The organism is Pseudomonas sp. CCC3.1, from assembly GCF_034347405.1.
GTDB lineage: Bacteria > Pseudomonadota > Gammaproteobacteria > Pseudomonadales > Pseudomonadaceae > Aquipseudomonas.
The window spans coordinates 4,196,372-4,213,075 of sequence record NZ_CP133778.1; the positions used below are offsets into that span (position 1 = coordinate 4,196,372).

Consider the following 16,704-nt stretch of genomic DNA (forward strand, 5'->3'; position numbering starts at 1 on the left):
CCCCTGCCTCAGCATCTTTGAGTGCTGAACCCACGGGCCTGAAAATTAGTCCTGCGTTGCAGGTCGCTGTGCGCCCTGCGAAAAAAATCGCCGATGATTCACCACCGGCATGCGTGCCCTGATGGCCGCTTGTTCAACACTGTCTCGCTCAGCCAGCACTACGCCCTCGCCCTGCGCCTGCTCTGCCACCACACGGCCCCATGGATCGACAATGGCGGCATGCCCGTATGTTTCGCGCGGACCAGGATGAACGCCGCCCTGCGCGGCCGCCAGTACATAGCACTGGGTTTCGATGGCCCGCGCCCGAATCAGAATGTCCCAGTGCGCAGCCCCGGTAACGGCGGTAAAAGCCGAAGGTGCAGTAATCAACTCAGCCCCGGCTGCCCGCAATTCGCTGTACAGCTCAGGGAAACGCAGGTCATAGCAAACGCTCAGGCCCAACTTGCCAACCGGCGTATCGGCCACCACCACACGCGACCCGGGTGCATAGTCATCGGATTCGCGGTAGCGGCCACGGCTGTCAGACACATCCACATCGAACAGGTGCAGCTTGTCGTAACGCGCGGCCTGCTCGCCGTCAGCGTTGATCAATAATGAACAGGCATTAACCTTGGCGTCCGGTTGACCCTCAGGCGGCAGCGGCAATGTACCCGCCACTATCCATAACTTGAGGTCACGGGCGGCCTGTTTCAACCATGGCAGAATCGGGCCTTCGCCCAATGCCTCAGCCCGACCAATATCGGCAATATCGCGTCGCCCCATGGCGGCAAAATTTTCAGGCAAAACGGCGAGCTGCGCGCCACGTTCAGCGGCCTCTGCCAGCAGGCGCCGGGCCTGAGCCAGATTGGCCAGCACATCGCTCTGGCTGACCATTTGAATCACCGCTAAAGACATGACGCACTCCTGGAAATATCTGACGTCATGCTACTCCTAGTTTTTCTCGAATGGCTTGTCGAAGGTGATTTTCGGCTCGTTCCACGGGCCTTGAATGCTGTATTGCACGCTGGCAAAGCGCGACACCTGGTCACCGATCAGCTTGTTGAGCAAGAACATGGCCCCACCTGCCGCGGGCCCGCCCACCAACAGCGCGGCCAAGGGCAGGTTGTTGGTCACCGGCAGCGTCACCAGCAACTTGGCGTTGACCTGGTCGGTGACCATGTTCAACGTGCCATTGAGTTCAAGGTTAGTCGACGGGCCCGTCATGAGGATCGGCGTGGTGGTGCGGTACACACCATTGCTGGCATTCAGGAACCCCTTGACCCGGTCGTAGCTCAAGCCTTTGCCAAACAGATCCGAGAAGTCCAGACGCAGGCGCCGGCCGATGGCGTTGAAGTTCAGCAAACCAAAAATACGCACGACTTGGGTGCTGCCATCCACCTCGACAAACTGACCTTTATTCAGCGTCGCATCCAGCGTGCCGGTGAACCGGTTGAGGCCGATCCAGGCCGGTGAGCCCGGCCATTTGCCATCGACGTCCACATGGAAGTCCTCACTGGTCACGCTTGGCGCAAAGCCCCATCCCTTCAGCACGTTAGCCAGGTTGCCACCGCCCAGACGGCCTTTGTACCAACTGCTGCTGTTACCCGCGGTGCCCTCCCAACCGCCCGAGCCTTCCAGCAATAAGCCCTTGAGCCCCAGGCTCAGGTTGTTCAGATTGATCCCGCGAGTGGTCGGCCGAATGTTCAACGACCAGGCGCCCAACAAATCAGCGCCCTGATAAAGCTGACGAATGATGATGTCCAGCGCCGGGATTTTACGCGGGTCGACCGACGCCAGAGGGTCCGGGGCGTTCACATCCGCGACCGCTTTGGGGTCAGGCGCAGGCAGGCGAATGGTCTGCATCGTCACTCTTATCGGCGCGCTCTTCGCATCTGGCAGCGTGACGGCGCCCGTGGCCTGCTTGCTGTCGATCTGTAGCCCCCAAGATGCCGCACTGCGCGTCATCTTCAGTTGCACCTGGTCGAGCTGAGTGCCGAAGGCGATGAGTTTGCCCACTTTGAAATCAGCACTGCTGAGCAGTTGTTTGGCGCTGCCGCCCGGGTCTTTTCCCGCATAGCGTTCGACCAGCGCCTGCCACGGGGCAACATCCAGTTCAGACAGTACGCCGCGAATACGCAGACCTTTGGTCGTCGGCAGCACAGGGTCGCCATCGCCCAGAAACAACTCGCCACGCCCCTCTTCAAACTTGCCGCCAGGCGCGGCAAAGGTCAGGTTGGCCAGATCACCGTAATCAAACCAGTAACGGCGCTCAGCCCCCTGTAAGGTCATGCGAAACACCGTATTGCGGCTTTCATTGGTCGCGAGGCCAAACGGGGCGGGCAAGTCAATGACCGCACCCTTTAGGCTGGAACTGACCCGCAACTGGCTGTCTGCGCCGTCCAAGGTGAGTTGCAACTGATAAGGCAGGTTGCCTGAGACCGGGATCGGCTGGTTGAATTTTAGCCAGTCGGTCAGCTTTTTAACCCCAACCTGGCCGCTCGCCACCACTCGGGTACTGATTTTGCCCGGCTTGCCGTCTGCAAAAATCTGCGCCGTGATCGGCTGACCGAAGGCGCGCGCGCTGATCCCTTTGCCGCTCAAGCCCTTGGCGCTGTCAAAGCGGAAATCACCCTTGAGCTGGGTCAACTCAAGCTCAGGGTCACTGATTTTCAGGCGGGCTTTATCTGTGGCGAAGTCCACCAGGATTTTCGGCTCAACGCTTTTTTCCAGCGGGATGTCGAGGTCAACCCGACCTTTCAGTGAACCTTCGCCTTGCCATCCGGCAAACGTCGACTCAGTACCAATCGGCGCTTCCTGCAGAATTTTCAGGCCATCACCCAACCCGCCGTCGAAATCCCCATCCAAAAACAGATGGCTGACCTTGCCGGTCGGTACGTGGGGAATATTGACCGCGACATTGCGCACCTGGGTGTCGAGCAACTGGCCTTTGCTGGCCATGATCCGAACGCCGCTGTCTTCGATAAAGACGTCACCGGACACATTGCGCACATGCGGCCAGCCCGGCTGAAAAGCCAGCTCGGCGCCGTGAACCTTGAAGAACAGGCTGATATTGCGCGCTGCGGCGACTGCATCGTGGTCGAGCGAGCCCTGATACTGGAAAAAGCCTTCTTCAACAGCGCCCTTGATAATCGCCGTGCTCAGCCATTCGGCGAGCGCCGGGCTCAAGACCTCGGGCAAGTATTTGGGGGTGAATCGGCCATCGCCATCGGTCAGACCGACGCGCAGGTCCATGTAGTCTTCTGCTGAATGGTCCATATGGATACGGATCAGGAAGTCAGCAGCAATCTTGCCCTCTTCACCCAGCACTTTGATGTAAGGCGCAATCAGGGTGAAGCTGTTCTTGTCCAGCGTCCATTTGAGCAAGGCGTTGGCTTGCAGGTACTGCCAGGGCTTGGCGAAGATCGGGTCCAGGTGCAGTGAAAAGTCTTTGCTGTCGAGTCGCAGCTCGCCCTTGCCCAAGTCACCGCTGATCAAACCGCTGACGTTACGCGCAGCCGGAGCACCGTGGGTGGCATTGAAGCCAACTTGCTGCAAGTTAGCGGCAAAGCTGATTTTTTGATCGTCTGTGGCATTGGGCCGATAGTCCGCCAGCACATTGCGCAAGGTGCCGGTGACATTCAGTTGATCAATCACCTTGGCCACCGCGTCCGGCAACGGCGCCAGCGAGTCCATCAAAGGCGTGATCGGCGTCAGGTCCAGATGATCGGCCTGCAAGTGCCAGCGTTCCTGCTCGTCGTCCGTTGCGGCGAACTGCTGCAACTGCATCCGGGTTTCCCAGCGTTTATCACCGAGGCTCATCGCCAAGGAGTCGAGCACCACATTGAAACCCTGCTTGCCTCGCTGCACCCAGGCATGCAGGGCGAGGTTTTCAATAGTTTCGGGTTTGCGATCTGCGTAGGCACCGCTCAGCTTGGGTGCATTCAAGCGCGCAACCGCGCTTTGCACAGTGCCCTCGCCCCAGTTAAACCAGAATTCGCCACCGGCTTTGAGCTCAGACACTTTCCACGGCTGCATCAGGCTGGCCGGCAGCCATTTCGCCCAATCACTTTGCGGCAGGCTGACATAGGCCTGGGCCGCACCCTCGCGCCAGCGGCTGGCGTTTACCTGGGTCTTGAGGCTGATCGCAACGGGCTGCCCATCGGGCAAGGTCAAGCGTGCGTCGAGGCGTTGATCAGACGCGCCGACGTCCAGCGTCATCCCGACATACGTCAGGGTCAGCGGCGCTTGCTTGTAAGGTTCGAGGGTGACTTGACTGTCGAGCACGGAAACCCGCGCCACTCGCTGCAATTGATTGAGCAGTTGTTCGGGGTCCAGCGGTTGGTCGTCCTGTACAGGCAAGCCTTCAAGCGCCCAGTGACCGTCCTGACCCTGACGCACGCTCAGATTCAGGCCATCCAGTTGCACATGAGCAAGACGAATATCGCGGTTCAGCAGGCTGGCCCAGACATCAGGCACCACCTGCACTTCATCCAGACGCAGGGCGCTGTTGCCCTCGCCAACCATCACGTCATGCGCCAGCAGCACGGGGGCCATGCCTTTCCAGCTGCCTTCGAGGCTGCCGATGGTCAACGGCATGCCCAAGGCCTCACGGGCTTTGCTCTGGACGTCTACGCGGTACTCAGCAATCAGCGGCGTCAGTTCGCGGCCCAAGCTGACGTACAGCGCCATAAGTACCAGCACCATGGCACATAGACCGAATCCCCAGCGGGTCAGCGCGGCAAAAAAGCGTGGTAGACGCTCCATGTCAGGTGGCCCCTTTAGTGATGGTCAAAGGGGCTGATAAACCCAGCTCCCGGTCGTACAAATGCGACTTCAAATACTTCAGAGCAGTACCACGTCGTATTGTTCCTGCGAGTACATGGTTTCGACCTGAAAACGAATCGTACGGCCAATAAACCCTTCCAGTTCTGCAACGTTGCCTGATTCTTCGTCCAGCAAGCGATCAACCACTCTCTGGCTGGCCAATACACGATAGCCAACAGCTTGATAGGCGCGGGCCTCACGGAGAATTTCCCGGAAGATTTCGTAGCAAATGGTTTCAGGGGTCTTCAATTTGCCACGGCCCTGGCAACACACGCAGGGTTCGCACAGCACCTGCTCCAGGCTTTCACGGGTACGTTTGCGGGTCATCTGCACCAGGCCCAACTCGGTTATCCCGATGATGTTGGTCTTGGCATGATCGCGTTCGAGCTGTTTTTCGAGGGTCCGCAGCACCTGACGCTGGTGCTCTTCATCTTCCATGTCGATGAAATCGATGATGATGATGCCGCCCAGATTGCGCAGGCGCAGTTGCCGGGCAATGGCGGTGGCCGCTTCGAGGTTGGTCTTGAAGATGGTTTCTTCGAGGTTGCGATGGCCGACAAACGCGCCGGTATTGACGTCGATGGTGGTCATGGCTTCTGCCGGATCGACCACCAGATAGCCGCCCGACTTGAGCGGGACCTTGCGGTCCAGCGCTTTCTGGATTTCGCTTTCAACGCCGTACAGGTCAAAAATAGGCCGCTCACCAGGGTAATGCTCAAGGCGGTCGGCGATTTCCGGCATCAGCTCAGCCACAAACTGAGTAGTCTTCTGGAAGGTTTCACGCGAATCGATACGAATTTTCTCGATCTTAGGGCTGACCAGATCGCGCAAGGTGCGCAGCGCCAGGCCCAGATCTTCGTAAATCACACTCGGGGCGCCAGCGGTTTTGATCTGCAAACCGATCTGATCCCACAGGCGGCGCAGGTAGCGAATGTCCATGAGGATTTCATCCGCACCAGCCCCTTCGGCTGCTGTGCGCAGGATAAAACCGCCCGCTTCCTTGATGCCTTCTTGCGCCACGCAATCACTGACCACCTGCTTCAGGCGCTCTCGTTCGGCTTCATCTTCGATTTTCAGCGAAATACCGACATGCGCCGTACGCGGCATGTACACCAGATAACGCGAAGGAATCGACAGTTGAGTCGTCAGACGCGCACCTTTTGAGGCAATCGGGTCTTTGGTGACTTGCACCACCAGACTTTGGCCTTCGTGCACCAGTGCGCTGATGCTCTCAACGGCCTGGCCTTCACGCAGGGAAATTTCGGAGGCGTGGATAAAGGCTGCACGGTCCAGCCCGATATCGACAAAGGCGGCCTGCATGCCGGGTAAAACCCTGACCACCTTGCCTTTGTAAATGTTGCCAACAATGCCACGGCGCTGGGTACGCTCGACATGCACCTCTTGCAGAACACCGTTCTCTACCACCGCCACGCGCGATTCCATCGGCGTGATGTTGATCAGGATCTCTTCACTCATGGCTGGGTCTCGTTCAGGCGTCATCACATTAGTGCCAAGTCACGTAGGGCGCGGTGTTCAGCGCACGGAAAGGTTTTGCCAGCAAGGTATGCCAAATTGCCCGAGCAGTTCTGCGGTTTCGCAGACGGGCAACCCCACAACACCGGAATAACTGCCATTGAGGCTGGCCACAAACACCGCGGCCAACCCCTGAATGGCGTATCCACCGGCTTTATCCTGCGGTTCTCCGCTGGCCCAATAGAGGGCGGCTTCTTGCTGGCTGATGCTTCTAAAACTGACCCGGCTGCACACCACTCGGGTTTCGCAGCGCTCGGCCTCAATAATGGCAATGGCCGTCAATACTTCATGCTCCCGGCCAGATAACGCCATGAGCATAGCCAAGGCATCCGCCTCGTCGACCGGTTTACCAAGAATCTGTTCGTCCAGCACCACGGCCGTGTCGGCGCCCAAGACGCAACAGGCAGCGTCAGGGGTCGATGTCAGCAAGTGCTCACGCCCCGCCCGAGCCTTTTCTCGCGCCAGGCGCTCGACATAGGCCGCAGGGGGTTCGTCAGGGAGAGGGGTTTCGTCAATCGAGGCACTGACCACGCTGAACGACACGCCGATTTGAGTCAGTAACTCGCGTCGACGCGGTGAGCCAGAGGCCAGAAAAAGCGGAGTCATCAAGACATCTCCCTGTCGAGGTGCACAAACCAGGAAATGGCTCGCGATTGCATTAATTGATTTTGAAACGTCGGCGCAACCCACGCAGTCCATAACTGACCCACGGCCATAGCAACGCACTGACCAACGCAGGCAATACCAGCGCCAGAGTCGGCTGACGATTACCGGTCAAGGCGCTGAGCCAGAGCTGAGCCAATTGAGCCAGACCAAAAATCACCAGAATGACCAGGCTTTGCTGCCACATCGGGAACGTACGCAGACGCTGCTGAAGCGACAACACCAAAAAGGTGATGAGGGCCAGAATCAAGGCGTTCTGCCCTAGCAAAGTGCCATACAACACGTCTTCTGTCAGGCCCAGGCACCATGCGGTGACCATGCCCACCTTGTGCGGCAAGGCCAACGCCCAGAACGCCAGCAACAACGCCAGCCACAATGGACGCAGGACTTCCATGAACTGCGGCAACGGAGAAACGCTGAGCAACAGACCGATGGCAAATGTCAGCCAGACAATCCAGCCATTGCGCGAATGATTACCCGCCATTATTGCCTCTCCTGAGTAGTGGCCGGCGCAGCGGCTGGCGGCTTGGCTGCGGCAGGAGCTGGTTTTTTCACAACCTTTTGCTCAGCCGCCACCGGGGCAGGCGCCGCAGTTGGGGCGGCAGCCGGAGTTGCCGATGCAGGCACTGGCGTGACAGGTTTAGGCACGGTCGCGGGAACAATCGGTGGCGCTTCGCCCTTTTGCTCAGCTTCTTGGGCTTGAGCCGCGTCATTGGCGCGCTCTTCCGGGGTTCGGCTGTCGCTGAACACCAGCAGCAAATAACGGCTGCGATTCAAAGCGGCGGTCGGAACGGCACGCACGATGGCGAATGGCTGGCCAGAGTCATGAATGACTTCTTTCACGGTCGCGACCGGGTAACCGGCCGGGAATCGCTGGCCCAAACCAGAGCTGACCAGCAGGTCGCCCTCTTTGATGTCGGCCGTGTCAGCCACGTGACGCAGTTCGAGGCGCTCAGGGTTACCGGTGCCGCTGGCAATCGCGCGCAGACCGTTGCGATTCACCTGCACCGGGATGCTGTGGGTGGTGTCGGTGAGCAACAGTACACGCGAGGTGTACGGCATCAGCTCAACCACCTGGCCCATCAAACCGCGTGCATCGAGCACCGGCTGACCCAGCACGACACCGTCGCGCTCACCCTTGTTGATGATGATGCGGTGGGTAAAGGGATTGGGGTCCATACCGATCAACTCGGCCACTTCGACCTTTTCGTTGACCAACGCGGAGGAGTTCAGCAACTCGCGCAGGCGAACGTTCTGCTCGGTCAAGGCAGCCAGCTTTTGCATGCGGCCTTGAAGCAGAAGGTTTTCAGTTTTGAGTTTCTCGTTTTCAGCCACCAGCTCAGTGCGACTGCCGAATTGGCTGGCAACCCCCTGAAACAGGCGTTGCGGCAAATCGGTAATCCAATAAGTCTGCATCAGCACCAGCGACATTTGACTGCGTACTGGCTTGAGCAACGTAAAGCGGGCATCGACCACCATCAGCGCGACCGATAGCACGACCAGCACTAGAAAGCGCACGCCCAATGAGGGGCCTTTGGAGAAGAGCGGTTTAATAGGCCGCTCCTCCGGGGCAAGTGTTCAATGTATTCATACGGCGTCAAAGCGGCCTGGATGAAGATTGACAGAAGATAAACGCCAAAAGGCAGCACTGCAAAGTGCTACCTTCGGGTGATAACCATAGGACTGCACCAACGATCTTATTCGCTGGAAAGCAGGTCCATCGTGTGTTTATCCATCATTTCCAGCGCACGGCCACCACCACGAGCAACGCAGGTCAGCGGGTCTTCGGCAACAATCACCGGCAGGCCAGTTTCCTGAGACAGCAACTTGTCGAGGTCACGCAACAAGGCGCCACCACCGGTCAGTACCAGTCCGCGCTCTGCGATGTCCGAAGCCAGCTCTGGTGGAGACTGCTCCAGTGCGCTTTTCACGGCCTGAACGATGGTTGCCAGCGACTCTTGCAGAGCCTCAAGCACTTCATTGGAGTTCAGGGTGAAAGCACGTGGAACGCCTTCAGCCAGGTTACGGCCACGTACGTCGACTTCACGTACTTCACCACCCGGGTAGGCGGTGCCGATTTCCTGCTTGATGCGCTCAGCGGTCGATTCACCGATCAGGCTGCCGTAGTTACGGCGCACATAGGTGATGATCGCTTCGTCGAAACGGTCGCCGCCAACCCGTACGGATTCAGCGTAAACCACACCGTTCAGGGAGATCAGCGCGATTTCAGTGGTACCACCACCGATATCGACAACCATCGAGCCGCGTGCTTCTTCAACCGGCAGGCCTGCACCGATGGCCGCAGCCATGGGTTCTTCAATCAGGAACACTTCACGGGCACCGGCGCCGAGCGCCGATTCACGAATGGCGCGACGCTCTACCTGAGTCGATTTGCACGGTACGCAAATCAAAACCCGAGGGCTTGGCTGCAGAAAGCTGTTTTCGTGCACTTTGTTGATGAAGTACTGCAACATCTTTTCGCAAACACTGAAGTCGGCAATCACGCCATCCTTCATCGGACGAATGGCAGCAATGTTGCCCGGTGTACGGCCGAGCATGCGCTTGGCCTCTGTGCCGACGGCAACGACACTTTTCTGGTTACCGTGCGTCCGAATAGCCACAACTGATGGCTCATTCAGGACAATACCGCGCTCACGCACGTAAATAAGGGTGTTGGCAGTGCCCAGGTCGATGGAAAGATCGCTGGAAAACATGCCACGCAGTTTCTTGAACATGGGAAAGGGACCCTAGGCAACGCGTGGGTAAAAAAGTGCGGCAAACTCTAACAACGACAGGGATTTTGGGCAAGGCGCCAATATGTTAAATTGACCGCTTTTCCGTGCACCAACCCCCACAATCGCGGCCATATGACCGTAGAAATGCGGTAGTGTTCCGACAATCTAACACACGGATAGCATCCGTCCTGTTTTCCACTGGAGAATCCCATGGCGCTTGAACGCTCCGACGTGGAAAAAATCGCACATTTGGCCCGTCTGGGTCTCAATGATGCCGATATCCCACGCACCACCGAAGCCCTTAATAGCATTCTGGGGCTGATTGATCAGATGCAGGCTGTCGACACCAATGGCATCGAGCCTCTGGCCCACCCACTGGAAGCCAGCCAGCGCCTGCGCGCAGACGTCGTGACTGAAAGCAATCATCGCGAGGCTTACCAGTCCATCGCACCAGCGGTCGAAAACGGCCTCTATCTGGTTCCGAAAGTCATCGAGTAAAAGGGAAAGAGCCTGCATGCATCAATTGACTCTGGCCGAGATCGCCCGCGGACTCGCCGATAAAAAGTTTTCTTCCGAAGAGCTGACCAAGACCTTGCTGGCGCGTATCGCGCAGCTCGATCCTCAGCTCAATAGCTTCATTACCCTCACCGAAGACCTTGCGCTAGCGCAGGCCAAGGCCGCTGACGCACGTCGCGCCAACGGTGAAACCGGCGCATTGCTGGGCGCGCCGATCGCGCACAAAGACCTGTTCTGCACCCAAGGCGTGCGCACCAGTTGTGGCTCGAAGATGCTCGACAACTTCAAGGCACCGTACGACGCCACCGTGGTGGCCAAGCTGGCTGCTGCAGGCGCTGTCAGCCTGGGCAAGACCAACATGGACGAGTTCGCGATGGGCTCGGCCAACGAATCGAGCTACTACGGCGCGGTCAAAAACCCGTGGAACCTTGAGCACGTACCAGGCGGTTCGTCGGGCGGATCGGCCGCAGCCGTTGCCGCTCGTCTGTTACCGGCAGCCACCGGCACCGATACCGGCGGCTCGATTCGCCAACCGGCCGCGCTGACCAACCTGACCGGTCTGAAACCGACGTACGGTCGTGTTTCGCGCTGGGGCATGATCGCTTACGCCTCCAGCCTTGATCAGGGCGGTCCGTTGGCACGCACGGCTGAAGACTGCGCCATTTTGTTACAAGGCATGGCAGGCTTCGACCCTCAAGACTCCACCAGCATCGACGAACCGGTCCCGAACTTCAGCGCCGACCTCAATGGTTCGCTCAAGGGCCTGCGTATCGGCGTACCGAGCGAGTTCTTCAGTGAAGGCCTCGACCCGCGGATTGCCGAGCTGGTGCACAACAGCATCAAAGAACTCGAAAAGCTCGGTGCCGTGATCAAGACCATCAGCCTGCCGAACATGCAGCACGCGATTCCTGCGTACTACGTGATCGCGCCAGCCGAGGCGTCCTCCAACCTGTCGCGTTTTGACGGCGTGCGCTTCGGCCATCGCTGTGAAGACCCGAAAGACCTGACCGACCTGTACAAGCGCTCGCGCGCCGAAGGCTTTGGCCCGGAAGTACAACGCCGGATTCTGGTCGGTGCCTACGCCCTCTCGGCGGGTTACTACGACGCTTACTACCTGCAAGCGCAAAAAATCCGTCGCCTGATCAAAAACGACTTCATGGCAGCCTTCAACGAAGTCGACGTCATCCTCGGCCCAACCACGCCTAACCCGGCCTGGAAAATCGGCGCGAAAAACAGCGACCCGGTTTCTGCCTATCTGGAAGACGTGTACACCATTACCGCCAACCTCGCAGGCCTGCCGGGCCTGTCGATGCCAGCCGGTTTTGTCGATGGCCTGCCCGTCGGCGTGCAGTTGCTTGCGCCTTACTTCCAGGAAGGTCGCTTGCTCAATGTCGCGCATCAGTACCAACTGAACACTGACTGGCACACCCGCGCACCCGCTGGCTTCTGAGGAGAAACATATGCAATGGGAAGTTGTGATCGGGCTGGAAATTCACTCCCAGCTCGCCACCCAATCGAAGATTTTCTCCGGCAGCGCCACCACGTTCGGCGCGGAGCCGAACACCCAGGCCAGCCTGGTTGATCTCGGCATGCCGGGCGTTCTGCCGGTCCTGAACCAGGAAGCCGTGCGCATGGCCGTCATGTTCGGCCTGTCGGTTGACGCCGAAATCGGCCAGCACAACGTGTTTGCGCGCAAAAACTACTTCTACCCGGACCTGCCAAAGGGCTACCAGATCAGCCAGATGGAGTTGCCGATCGTCGGCAAAGGCCATTTGGACATCACCCTGGAAGACGGCACCGTCAAGCGCGTCGGCATTACCCGTGCGCACCTGGAAGAAGATGCGGGCAAAAGCCTGCACGAAGACTTCAGCGGTTCCACCGGCATCGACTTGAACCGTGCGGGCACGCCGCTGCTTGAAATCGTTTCCGAGCCTGACATGCGCAGCGCCAAAGAGGCGGTTGCCTACGTTAAGGCCATGCACGCGCTGGTGCGTTACCTGGGCATCTGCGACGGCAACATGGCTGAAGGCTCGCTGCGTTGCGACTGCAACGTGTCGGTACGCCCGGTCGGCCAGGCCGAGTTCGGTACCCGCTGCGAGATCAAGAACGTCAACTCGTTCCGCTTCATCGAGAAGGCGATCAACAGCGAAGTACAGCGCCAGATCGAGCTGATCGAAGACGGCGGCAAGGTCATTCAGCAAACCCGCCTGTATGACCCGAACAAAGACGAAACCCGCGCCATGCGCAGCAAAGAGGAAGCCAACGACTACCGTTACTTCCCTGATCCGGACCTGCTGCCAGTGGTCATCGAAGACTCGTTCATCGAAGACGTGCGTGCCACCCTACCGGAACTGCCACCGCAAAAACGCGAGCGCTTCCAGTCGCAGTTCGGTTTGTCCGCCTACGACGCCAGCGTGCTGGCTTCGAGCCGCGAACAGGCAGACTACTTCGAGCACGTCGTGAGCATCAGCGGCGACGCCAAACTGGCGGCCAACTGGGTCATGGTTGAGTTGGGCAGCCTGCTCAACAAACAAGGCCTGGACATCGACCAGTCGCCGGTCAGCGCCCAATTGCTGGGCGGCATGCTGCTGCGCATCAAGGACAACACCATCTCCGGCAAAATCGCCAAGGTCGTGTTTGAAGCCATGGCCAATGGCGAAGGCACTGCCGATGAAGTCATCGACAAGCAAGGCCTCAAGCAAGTGACCGACAGCGGCGCCATTGAAAAGGTGCTGGATGACGTGTTGGCAGCCAACGCCGAGCAAGTCGAACAATACCGCGCGGCTGATGAAGCCAAGCGCGGCAAAATGTTTGGCTTCTTCGTGGGTCAGGCGATGAAAGCCTCCAAAGGCAAAGCCAACCCGCAACAAGTCAACGAACTGCTGAAAAGCAAACTCGAAGGCTAAATCGCACACTCACTGTAGGAGCGAGCTTGTCTCGCGATCTTTTAAAGATCAAAAGATCGCGAGACAAGCTCGCTCCTACAGGCATGAGTGGGCACACAAAGGAATCCCCCCATGAAGCAGCTACTCGGCGCCTGCGCCCTGCTCAGCTTGCTCGTCGGCTGCGCCAGCCATGACATAGACCCTCGCGGCTATGACGAAACCGGCGTTGCCTCTTATTACGGCGCTCGGCATCACGGCAAACGTACGGCCAGCGGCGAACCTTTCGATCAAAACGCTCTCACCGCCGCCCATCGCAACCTTCCATTCGGCACGCGCGTGCGGGTCATCAACCTCAGCAACGACAAATCGGTAGTGGTGCGTATCAATGATCGCGGCCCGCATACCCGTGGTCGCCTGATCGATCTTTCACGCCAGGCCGCCCAGCAGTTGGGTATGCTGAGCAACGGCACCGCCAAAGTCCGGATTCAGGGCTTGAGTGATTAACCGACTGAGTGAGTCACCATTTTGGGCTTGAGCGCTTTATCACCGTGGAACCTGCTGCAATTACTCTGCGGCCTCGTCATGCTGATTGCCGGCGCCGAATTACTGGTGCTTTGCGCCGTGCGCATGGCCGCCAATCTAAAGGTTCGTCCTTTGCTGGTCGGCTTGACCGTGGTCGCGCTCGGCAGCAGCGCACCGCAGATGACCGTCAGCCTGCAAGCCGCCTTCAATGACACGCCGGACATTGCCGTCGGCAGCGTGATCGGCAGCAACATCTTCAACATTCTGGTCACGCTCGGGCTCTCGGCCCTGATTATTCCGTTGCGCGTGTCTCGCCAACTGGTGCGCCTGGACATCCCGTTGATGATCATCGCCAGCGCACTGGTGTACGGCCTGGCATTGACCACCCCATTCAACCGCCTCGCGGGCGCCATCTTGCTCGGCGGCCTGCTGATCTATCTGGGCCTGCTGCTGCGCCAGTCGCGTCACAGCGGCCATCACCATGTCAGTCACGACCTGCCACGCACTTCATGGCTACACAACGTACTGTTGATGCTCATCGCCTTGGTGTTGCTGGGCGTTGCCGGGCATCTGCTGCTGGGCGCCGCCGTCGAAGTGGCCACCGAACTGGGCCTGTCCGAGCGCATCATCGGCCTGACCATCATTGCTGTCAGCACTTCCTTGCCAGAACTGGCCACGTCGCTGATTGCGGCCTTTCGCGGCCAGCGCGAAATCGCTGTCGGCAACGTGATTGGCAGCAACGTCTTCAATTTGCTCGGTGTACTCGGCATTACTGCCTTATTGGCTCCCGAACCGCTGTCGGTTTCGCCCAACGCCCTGGATTTCGACTTGCCCGTCATGCTGGGCGTTGCCGTGTTGTGCCTGCCCGTGTTCTACACCGGCTACCGCGTCACACGCGCCGAAGGCCTGCTGTTTCTCGGCCTGTACCTGGCGTATGCACTGCACGTGGTGTCGTTCACCACCGGCATGCCGCTGGCCAGCAAGCTCGAACACCTGATGCTGTTTTACATCTTGCCGGCGCTGCTGGTGTTTCTGCTGTTCAGCACCCTGCGCGCGTGGCGTCGACAACACTGAGGAGTTTTGCGATGGACACTAAGAAAACCGGCATTGAAATGCGCCGTCAGGTCATGGGCGACGCATTTGTCGACCGCGCACTGGGCAACGCCACCGCGTTCACTCAACCGCTGCAAGACTTCGTCAACGAGCACGCCTGGGGCGGTGTGTGGAACCGTGAAGGGTTATCGCTGAAAACCCGCAGCCTGATCACCCTCGCCACCCTCACCGCGCTCAAGTGCCCGCAAGAGTTAAAAGGCCATGTACGCGGCGCCCTGAACAACGGCTGCACAGTCGAGGAAATACGCGAAGCGCTGCTGCATTGCGCGGTCTATGCCGGAGTACCGGCCGCGATTGATGCCTTTCGGGCAGCGCAGGAAGTGATCGACACTTACCCGGCCTAAATCCAGCCGCCCCACTGCAACACAAAGATCCCGATATTGGTCGTGATCGCCGCCATCAAGGTAGTGATCACGATAATCGAGGCGGCCAGCTCATGATTGCCATTGGCAGCCCGTGCCATGACATAGCTTGCGGCGGCGGTCGGGCTGGCGAAATAGAGAAACAAAGTGCCCAGTTCCGGCCCGCGAAAGCCGCAAAGCCAGGCGCCCAGTGTGGCCAGAAACGGCAGGCTGATCATTTTGACCAGGCTCGCGCTCAGCGCCAGTTTGCCGCTTTTGCGCAAGCTGACCAGCGACAGCGTGCCACCAATGCAAATCAGCGCCAGCGGTAGGGTCATTGACGCCAGGTACTCGCCCGACGCCTGCAACCAACCGGGCAGACCAATTTTGAACACTGCAAACGGGACCGCCGCCAGCACGCTGATGATCAGCGGGTTTTTGACCACGCTTTTGCAGATGCTCCACGGGTCGGATTTGATCACCGGGCTGTACACCGCCAGCACGATGGTCGACAGCGTGTTGAACAGCAAAATCACCAGCCCCGCGAGTACCGCGCCCAGCGAAATGCCGTAGTCGCCGTACATGCTGGCCGCCAATGCCAAGCCCACGACCCCGTTATTGCCGCGAAAAGCGCCTTGGGTGTAAATGCCGCGGTCTTCGCGCGGGCAGCGCCAGATCGCCCAGCCCCACGCCAGCGCAAAGCTGACCAGCGTCGCTGCCGTGAAATAACCCAGCACCTTGGGCTGCATGGCGGCCCTGAGATCGGCGTGCACAATGCCCAGAAACAACAACGCCGGCATGGTGACGTTGAACACCAGTGCCGACGCTGTGTGGATAAAGTTATCGTTGATCCACCCCACGCGCTTGAGCACGATGCCCATGAACAACATGGCAAACACGGGGGCAGTAATCGAGAGTGTCTGAAAGAAGATAGCCAGCATGTCAGCACGCTCGTGTGAGGTCGTTAAGTGGCTAATCCATGTGCCTTAAGGTGTGAAGCTTCCCCGCAAGAAAGCCTCAGCTGCCTTGCTTACATCCCTTTAACGGCATAAATGCCAGCAGCATTACGCCAGTAACCTTTGTAATCCATACCGTAGCCGAAAATATAGCGGTCAATGCACGGCAGGCCAGCGTAATCGGCTTTCAAGTCCGGGCTTGCCTTGCGGTCGTGGTCTTTGTCGATCAGCACCGCCGTGTGCACCTGACGGGCGCCCGCGTGCTGGCAGAAATCAACGATCGCGCTCAGGGTGTGACCTTCATCAAGGATGTCATCGATGATCAGCACGTGACGGTCCATAAAGGACACTTCTGGCTTGGCTTTCCAGAACAGGTCGCCGCCGCTGGTTTGATTGCGGTAGCGGGTCGCGTGCAGGTAAGACGACTCAAGCGGGAATTTGAGGTGAGTGAGCAGCTTGCCGGCAAAAATCAGGCCGCCGTTCATCACACAAAATACCACTGGATTGGTCTCGGCCATTTCGGCCGTTATCTGCGCGCCAATGCGGGCAATGGCTGCCTCGACTTCGGCTTCGGTGTACAGGCAGTCAGCCTCTCGCATGACTTGACGGATATGCTCGAGATCAGCAGACATGACGC

15 protein-coding genes are annotated in these 16,704 nt (G+C 58.9%); 6 read left to right on the forward strand and 9 right to left on the reverse strand.

Going from position 1 to position 16,704, the window contains the following annotated elements; genetic code table 11:
• Positions 1 to 45: 45 nt before the first annotated feature.
• The 7 genes from RHM56_RS18505 to mreB form a co-directional block, all read right to left on the reverse strand.
• Positions 46 to 894, reverse strand: coding sequence for a carbon-nitrogen hydrolase family protein (locus tag RHM56_RS18505; RefSeq protein WP_322234788.1), 849 nt, complete (start codon positions 892 to 894; stop codon positions 46 to 48).
• A gap of 36 nt (positions 895 to 930) precedes the next feature.
• Complete coding sequence (locus RHM56_RS18510) at positions 931 to 4,743, reverse strand: YhdP family protein (protein WP_322234790.1); 3,813 nt, start codon at positions 4,741 to 4,743, stop codon at positions 931 to 933.
• A 78-nt stretch (positions 4,744 to 4,821) separates the two neighbouring features.
• Positions 4,822 to 6,279, reverse strand: coding sequence for a ribonuclease G (gene rng / locus RHM56_RS18515; RefSeq protein WP_322234791.1), 1,458 nt, complete (start codon positions 6,277 to 6,279; stop codon positions 4,822 to 4,824).
• A 57-nt stretch (positions 6,280 to 6,336) separates the two neighbouring features.
• On the reverse strand, positions 6,337 to 6,942 hold the full coding sequence (locus RHM56_RS18520) for a Maf family protein (protein ID WP_322234793.1): 606 nt from the start codon (positions 6,940 to 6,942) through the stop codon (positions 6,337 to 6,339).
• Positions 6,943 to 6,994: 52 nt separating this feature from the next.
• Positions 6,995 to 7,483, reverse strand: coding sequence for a rod shape-determining protein MreD (gene mreD, locus RHM56_RS18525; RefSeq protein WP_019408855.1), 489 nt, complete (start codon positions 7,481 to 7,483; stop codon positions 6,995 to 6,997).
• On the reverse strand, positions 7,483 to 8,523 hold the full coding sequence (mreC, locus tag RHM56_RS18530) for a rod shape-determining protein MreC (protein WP_416194863.1): 1,041 nt from the start codon (positions 8,521 to 8,523) through the stop codon (positions 7,483 to 7,485). The genes mreD and mreC overlap by 1 nt, the downstream gene beginning before the upstream one ends.
• Before the next feature lie 173 nt (positions 8,524 to 8,696).
• Complete coding sequence (gene mreB, locus RHM56_RS18535) at positions 8,697 to 9,734, reverse strand: rod shape-determining protein MreB (RefSeq protein WP_019408857.1); 1,038 nt, start codon at positions 9,732 to 9,734, stop codon at positions 8,697 to 8,699.
• A gap of 210 nt (positions 9,735 to 9,944) precedes the next feature.
• Here mreB and gatC point away from each other — a divergent pair, with 210 nt between their 5' ends.
• The 6 genes from gatC to RHM56_RS18565 all read left to right on the forward strand — a co-directional run bounded on the left by gatC (position 9,945) and on the right by RHM56_RS18565 (position 15,114).
• A complete protein-coding gene (gatC, locus tag RHM56_RS18540) occupies positions 9,945 to 10,232 on the forward strand; it encodes an Asp-tRNA(Asn)/Glu-tRNA(Gln) amidotransferase subunit GatC (protein ID WP_019408858.1) in 288 nt (95 codons plus the stop codon).
• Between the two features lie 16 nt (positions 10,233 to 10,248).
• Entirely contained in the window at positions 10,249 to 11,700 is a 1,452-nt protein-coding gene (gene gatA, locus RHM56_RS18545; protein ID WP_322234797.1) for an Asp-tRNA(Asn)/Glu-tRNA(Gln) amidotransferase subunit GatA, read from the forward strand.
• A gap of 10 nt (positions 11,701 to 11,710) precedes the next feature.
• The gene (gene gatB / locus RHM56_RS18550) at positions 11,711 to 13,156 is read left to right on the forward strand and encodes an Asp-tRNA(Asn)/Glu-tRNA(Gln) amidotransferase subunit GatB (RefSeq protein WP_322234798.1); all 1,446 of its coding nucleotides are present in this window, start codon (positions 11,711 to 11,713) and stop codon (positions 13,154 to 13,156) included.
• A gap of 111 nt (positions 13,157 to 13,267) precedes the next feature.
• Positions 13,268 to 13,639, forward strand: a complete 372-nt coding sequence (locus RHM56_RS18555) for a septal ring lytic transglycosylase RlpA family protein (RefSeq protein WP_322234800.1) — start codon at positions 13,268 to 13,270, stop codon at positions 13,637 to 13,639.
• Between the two features lie 51 nt (positions 13,640 to 13,690).
• Positions 13,691 to 14,731 carry a calcium/sodium antiporter gene (locus RHM56_RS18560; RefSeq protein ID WP_322241809.1) on the forward strand — a complete coding sequence of 347 codons (1,041 nt, stop codon included), beginning with the start codon at positions 13,691 to 13,693 and terminating at the stop codon, positions 14,729 to 14,731.
• Positions 14,732 to 14,742: 11 nt separating this feature from the next.
• On the forward strand, positions 14,743 to 15,114 hold the full coding sequence (locus RHM56_RS18565; RefSeq protein WP_322234802.1) for a carboxymuconolactone decarboxylase family protein: 372 nt from the start codon (positions 14,743 to 14,745) through the stop codon (positions 15,112 to 15,114).
• Here the strand turns inward: RHM56_RS18565 and RHM56_RS18570 are convergent.
• Together RHM56_RS18570 and RHM56_RS18575 are read right to left on the reverse strand one after the other, a co-directional pair.
• Positions 15,111 to 16,052, reverse strand: coding sequence for an AEC family transporter (locus tag RHM56_RS18570; RefSeq protein ID WP_322234804.1), 942 nt, complete (start codon positions 16,050 to 16,052; stop codon positions 15,111 to 15,113). The genes RHM56_RS18565 and RHM56_RS18570 overlap by 4 nt on opposite strands.
• Positions 16,053 to 16,141: 89 nt before the next feature.
• Entirely contained in the window at positions 16,142 to 16,699 is a 558-nt protein-coding gene (locus RHM56_RS18575; RefSeq protein WP_322234806.1) for a hypoxanthine-guanine phosphoribosyltransferase, read from the reverse strand.
• Positions 16,700 to 16,704: the final 5 nt, after the last annotated feature.